Below are 5,347 nucleotides of genomic sequence, written 5' to 3'. Positions count from 1 at the left end.
AACGGTTATTTTGTATACTTACCGTGAGCGCTGGCTGTATGCCGCAGATCGGCTGCGCCGGCAGCAGCCGGAGGGGGCTGTCAAGCTGGCCGAATCTGCGGCATAGGAAACTATACAAAATGGCACATGTTTTGGCCGGTTCGCGGCTGGATAAAAAAGAGGGCTAAAAGCCCTCTTTTTTTATTCGCCTAACATCTTTTTGGCTTCATCAATTTTTCTTAGATATTCTTCGCAAATTTTGATTACAAGGTTGGACAATGTGCGTCCTTCTTCTTCTGCTCGATTTTCAAGTCGGTCTTTTAATTCTTCTGGTACTCTTAGTCCGATTTGCTTTGTAGCTTTGGTTCTTTTCACTATGCCCACCTCCTTGACGGTATTTTATCAGCTTTAATATTTTTTTGCCACTCGTATTGACAAACATTGTTTAACAGTTTATAATCCAAATTGTAAAACAATGTTTTACAATTTCGCGTAAGGTTTCAACGGGTCATGCTGTTGCCTGAATCTGAGGAGGAATATTGCTATGAAACTTACTAGTCAAATTTGTGTGTTGAATGCTCGCCGGTATCAGATGACCGACGACAAAACCGGCGAAGTGGTAGCCGGTGTGAAGATTACCTACATTGAAGAATGGAGCGGCGAACTTCGGCAGAATGAAAGCGGCGTGGAAGTGCTTTCGGCCATTATGGACTACTCGGATTGGGATAAGTTCGCGAACCTTCCGGCTCTGTACGATGCCGAGTTCAAAATGAGTGCCGGTTCCCGCGGGCGTCCGACGCTGCGCCTTATCTCTGCCAAGTACGTACAGCCGTTTGCCCCATTTGGAGGGGGTGCTAAACGATGAATGATAATGACATTGTAACGGCTGTGGGGTCGTCATCATCTTCTCCACCTTCTGATCAGGCGACGGATGGGGCAGAGGTTGATATTTTCCAATCGGAGACAATGTCAGAAGTTGAGAGTGGCGTTTTACTTGGGACAGATGATATTGCGATTGTAGCAGATGCCATATCGCAAACAAATCTGCTGATTGTGATTTGTATCGCTGTCATTCTGGCGTGTGGCTTTGCCCGTGCGTTGTTGGGGTGGTGTCATCGTGGTTGATACTGCTCTTCTCATTTCTGCCTTTAATGGTACGTTTTATCCCGTTTTAGCTGGCCTTTGTGTCTGCATGATTTTGGGCTATTTCGCCGTTTTGGCGTTAGCATTTATAAAAAATGTAGTATAAAAGGAGGGTTCCATTATGGAAGCAGAAGGTGCTTCGGCTGTTGTTGCGACTGTAGAAGCAGAAGGTACTTCGGCTGTTGTTACGGCTATTCAGGAAGCTGTAACGTCTGTGGGTGGCGATGCTGCTGTGATCATTGCTGCTGCGGTTGGCCTTGGTATCACATTTTGGGGTGCTAAGGTGCTCTGGAGTAAGTTCAAGTCCATGGCGAAGTGATGCCGCGATGCCGCAATTTGCATTTTGCAGGTTGCGGCATTTTTTATTGCGTGATTTACGTTGCAGCGGGTGCCGATCGGGCGCGCTGCTGTGTGTTTTATGCAATTCTATTTTTGATTCCTGCAAAGGGGTGATTTTATGACTTTGTATTTTCGTCGGCGGCTGCTCTTCCGGGTGCTGGCGCTGTTGATGATGTTTCTGATTCTGGCGCTGGTGTCGGTTGTGCCGATTATGCAGGCGGCGGCTCTGGCCCCGGTCATTGCATATGGCGCTAAAGAACTTGTGGCCGCGCTGCTGATTGCTGGCGGTGCATCGTTCGCCACGACGGATACCGCACGTGATGCAGCAGCGAAAGTTTGGTACTGGCTTGGGCAGCAGGCGTCTGGGGTTGCGGATAAATTGCAGCAGATAGTTGCATTGCAAATTGATGTTGCCAATACGGTTGGTGATGGTGCTGTCCGGATTTCGCAGTCTATTTGGGATGCTATCAATGATGCATATCAATCATTTGTGGGTTCTTCTGTTGGTGGCGATATCGCTTTTGGGGAGCCTATATATTTTGCAGATGGTGATGCTTTTGATAATTGGGCTGATAATATTGATTTTTATACATCTTGGATTACATCTATCCAGCAATATGATGCAGATGGTAATCTATTGAGCGATGCTTATATCCTTACACCATATATTGATGTTGGCGATTATTATACTTATGTCCTTGACGACGAGGAGTATCATAGTTTTTTTAACGGTGATGTCTTTGGACGGATTTGGTTTTCTCCGTCTAATTCTATCCGGCCTTTTTTTTGGCTTAATGTTGGTAATTCCAATGATACGGCTTTGTCCTTTGGTGGTAACTATGCTTATTTCCTTGAGGCTCCTTGCTATGTTGTTTTTGGGACTGGCGCTCCGTCTCTTGCTCCTGATTTGACGTATCCGGGCGAAGATACCATGATCTATGTCCCGGACATCCCCGAAGTGCAGACGGATGAGGAAGGTAAAGACGTTGTTATCTGGCCTGATCTGTCACTGAATCCAGATGATTTTGTCTTGGATATCCCAAAGACCGCGACCGGCGATCTGGTGGATGTGCCCTATGATACCCTGGTTGATGCTTCAACCGGCACGGCAGTAGGAGAAGGGGAGGGGACTGGAAGCGGCATATTAGATATCTTGGGCGATATTTGGGACGCTATCCGGAATTTCTTTGATTCCCCCTCAGATTTCAAACTGGATTTTGATGGATTCAAGAATCTCATTCTTGTAGACCGGTTTCCGTTCTGCATTCCGTTTGATTTGCGGGACGCTATCATGCTTTTTGCGGCTTCTGCTGCTGATTATAGATTTTCAATCGATTTGGACACGGCCTATTTTTCGGTACATCATACGGTAGATCTATCGCCATATACCGTGCCTATCACGTTTTTCCGCTATGTGGTCGTGGTCTGGTTCGTGTATGTGCTCATACTACGTACCAGAGACGTTATGAAATGGTAAGGGGGCAGCAGTGTGTTTAAGGCTCTTGCATCGTTTGTTCAGTTCTTGTTGGATGCTATTGTGGTGGTACTCAATAGCATTTGTGCTATTTTCCCGCCATCGCCGTTTCAGGCGTTTCTGGAAACTGATAATGCGTTCACTAATTTGCTGGCACAAATCAACTATTTCCTGCCGCTGTATGAAGTTGGCGCGATTCTGGAAGCGTGGCTTGTGGCTGTGGCGGTCTTTTATGCGCTTTCCGTGGTAGCACGTTGGATAAAAGCCATTGAATGAGGTATTGCTATGATTTTTCTATATTCGGGTACACCCGGCAGCGGGAAAAGTTATCATGCCCTTTGCGATATTGTGGACAAGCTGCGGCGCAGGACGCGCAATGGAGTGATAGCAAATTTCCCGGTAGTCACTGAAAATATTCGGCGGCTTCGTGGCCGCTTCGATTACTGGGATAATTCAGAGGTCAGCGTTGACCGGCTGGTGCAATATGCGGTCGAGAACCATGTAGTGGGCATGGAAGGGCAGACGCTCTTGGTGTTGGATGAGTGCGGTGGCCTTTTTAACTCACGTGATTGGCAATCTGGGCAGGAGCGTATGCGCTGGGTGCACTTTTTCAGCCAGCATCGCAAGCTGGGCTATAACATCATTCTCATTGCACAGTTTGACCGGATGCTAGACCGGCAAATCCGCTGCTGTGTCGAGTATGAGTATTCCCACCTGAAAATCAATAATGCGTTTGGCCTGTTACCGCTTACGGCCTTTCTCTGTGTGCAGCGGTGGTACGGGCAGCGGCTGCGGCTCGGCTCTCAGATCATCCCGTACCGCCGCAGCAGGGCGAAGCTTTATGACAGCTATGCCATGTTCGCGGCACCGGGCACGCAGCCCATCACGGCCGCAGCCGGTCGGGGGGACCCGCCGTCAGGCGGGGGGTCCTGACCGCTGCGCCGTATGGTCTGCGCTTTCGGCTGCGCGCAGCGCAGGCAGCAGCTACATAAAAAAACGCGCTCGCGCGAGAGGAACGGAAGGGGGGAAGGCTCCGCAGTCCGCGTCTGGCACCGTGGCAGCCTTTGGGGGGAAACCGGGCAGCGTTGGCGCGCTGCCGGGTGTCCTCCCACTACCGCAGCAGGCAGCGGGGGCGGATTTGTCCACTTGCGTCCTGGGGCTTGTCCATACCCTTTAGGGTGTGGGCAAGGCGCTGGGCGTCTGTGCGGCAATATCCGTTTTTGCTGCCGTAGGTAGGGTATATGTTGTTGGTGTTTCATCTCCCCTGATGGGCAGGGGAGATGCCCCCCTTTCTAAATAGGGGCATACATGGTCACAAATGTACCTTTGTGCCAAAAGCTACCAACAACGGATAGGAGTTGATTTGTTATATGTATTTGCTTGATAAACTAACAGTGGTGATGCGTGTGCGATATGATACGATTTCCCATATATTGGGTGTGTTATGTGATGGCTCGTCTGCAAGCACTGGAGAAATAGCCAAACAGTGGATTGGACGGTCTCCGGGTTCTATGCATTACAATTACACGATTGCATTGCAATCCGGCCATAGTTATTACTTGGGGTTTGGTGTTACCGGAACGGCTCCAAACAGCTTCACCGAGACGGTAAAGGTCGAGTTTAATCCGGCAAAGGTGGGGAACGATGCACAATTCACGTATGTTTATGAGTGGCTGCTTTCTGGCTGCCGGTATCTGGATTTCGGACGTTTTGATGTGGCGATCGACATACCGGTGGCACGTGATAAATTCATCCTGGTCAAGGATAAGCGGAAATATGCCCAGCTATGTAACAGCAATTTGGACAAAACCGAATATTTGGGGTTACGGTCACAACATGGTAATGTGAAGCTTTACAACAAAGGTTTAGAATCTAAATTAGGGTATGATTTAACTCGATTGGAAATCACCATGGATTATAAATGCTGTTCATTCGCTGAGTTTTCCCGCGTTTTCCCGGATGTGCTGTATTTTGATTCTGCCGAAATTCCCGAAGATGTTACCGGGACAGACAAAGTATTACTTATCGCTTGCATGGAGCATCCAGAACTTTTAATGGATATATCTAAGCGTAAACGCAAAAAAATACAGCAGCTTTTGGGAGAAGCTGCCGTAAAGGTCAATGCGTCTGAACTTGACTACAAGATTATTTTACAGCAAATCCTGGACTATGGCAAGGGCTTACCGGCTATAAACTTCACGGAACTTGAACAAGAATTGGACATTGATTTTGGTGAAGATTTTGAAGAAATCCGTGGCTATCAGACAAGCTTATAAAGCGAATCGGACAACAACGGTTATTTTGTATACTTACCGTGAGCGCTGGCTGTATGCCGCAGATCGGCTGCGCCGGCAGCAGCCGGAGGGGGCTGTCAAGCTGGCCGAATCTGCGGCATAGGAAACTATACAAAAT

Annotated in this window: 9 protein-coding genes; 8 read left to right on the top strand and 1 reads right to left on the bottom strand. The window is 48.4% G+C overall.

The annotated features are described in order from the left end of the window. Positions 1–180 precede the first annotated feature (180 nt). Entirely contained in the window at positions 181–354 is a 174-nt protein-coding gene (locus EFB11_RS16595; protein ID WP_164706848.1) for a ribbon-helix-helix domain-containing protein, read from the bottom strand. Between the two features lie 169 nt (positions 355–523). Here EFB11_RS16595 and EFB11_RS16590 point away from each other — a divergent pair, with 169 nt between their 5' ends. The 8 genes from EFB11_RS16590 to EFB11_RS16995 all read left to right on the top strand — a co-directional run bounded on the left by EFB11_RS16590 (position 524) and on the right by EFB11_RS16995 (position 5,332). Beyond that, positions 524–844 carry a hypothetical protein gene (locus EFB11_RS16590; RefSeq protein ID WP_122791476.1) on the top strand — a complete coding sequence of 107 codons (321 nt, stop codon included), beginning with the start codon at positions 524–526 and terminating at the stop codon, positions 842–844. After that, the gene (locus EFB11_RS16585) at positions 841–1,104 is read left to right on the top strand and encodes a hypothetical protein (RefSeq protein ID WP_122791475.1); all 264 of its coding nucleotides are present in this window, start codon (positions 841–843) and stop codon (positions 1,102–1,104) included. Before EFB11_RS16590 ends, EFB11_RS16585 begins: the two co-directional genes overlap by 4 nt. 139 nt (positions 1,105–1,243) lie before the next feature. Further along, positions 1,244–1,441: a hypothetical protein gene (locus EFB11_RS16580; protein WP_122791474.1), complete on the top strand. Its 198-nt coding sequence runs from the start codon at positions 1,244–1,246 to the stop codon at positions 1,439–1,441. A 138-nt stretch (positions 1,442–1,579) separates the two neighbouring features. Further along, complete coding sequence (locus EFB11_RS16575) at positions 1,580–2,938, top strand: hypothetical protein (protein WP_122791473.1); 1,359 nt, start codon at positions 1,580–1,582, stop codon at positions 2,936–2,938. 12 nt (positions 2,939–2,950) lie between these two features. Next, positions 2,951–3,211, top strand: a complete 261-nt coding sequence (locus EFB11_RS16570; protein ID WP_122791472.1) for a hypothetical protein — start codon at positions 2,951–2,953, stop codon at positions 3,209–3,211. Positions 3,212–3,220: 9 nt separating this feature from the next. Next, a complete protein-coding gene (locus EFB11_RS16565; RefSeq protein ID WP_122791471.1) occupies positions 3,221–3,868 on the top strand; it encodes a zonular occludens toxin domain-containing protein in 648 nt (215 codons plus the stop codon). A gap of 437 nt (positions 3,869–4,305) precedes the next feature. Beyond that, complete coding sequence (locus tag EFB11_RS16560; RefSeq protein ID WP_122791470.1) at positions 4,306–5,211, top strand: hypothetical protein; 906 nt, start codon at positions 4,306–4,308, stop codon at positions 5,209–5,211. Next, positions 5,189–5,332, top strand: a complete 144-nt coding sequence (locus EFB11_RS16995; RefSeq protein WP_164706847.1) for a hypothetical protein — start codon at positions 5,189–5,191, stop codon at positions 5,330–5,332. The genes EFB11_RS16560 and EFB11_RS16995 overlap by 23 nt, the downstream gene beginning before the upstream one ends. Positions 5,333–5,347 lie beyond the last annotated feature (15 nt).

Origin of the sequence: Intestinibacillus sp. Marseille-P6563 (genome assembly GCF_900604335.1) — a bacterium.
GTDB lineage: Bacteria > Bacillota > Clostridia > Oscillospirales > Butyricicoccaceae > Butyricicoccus_B.
This window is presented reverse-complemented; position numbering and strand designations above follow the sequence as displayed.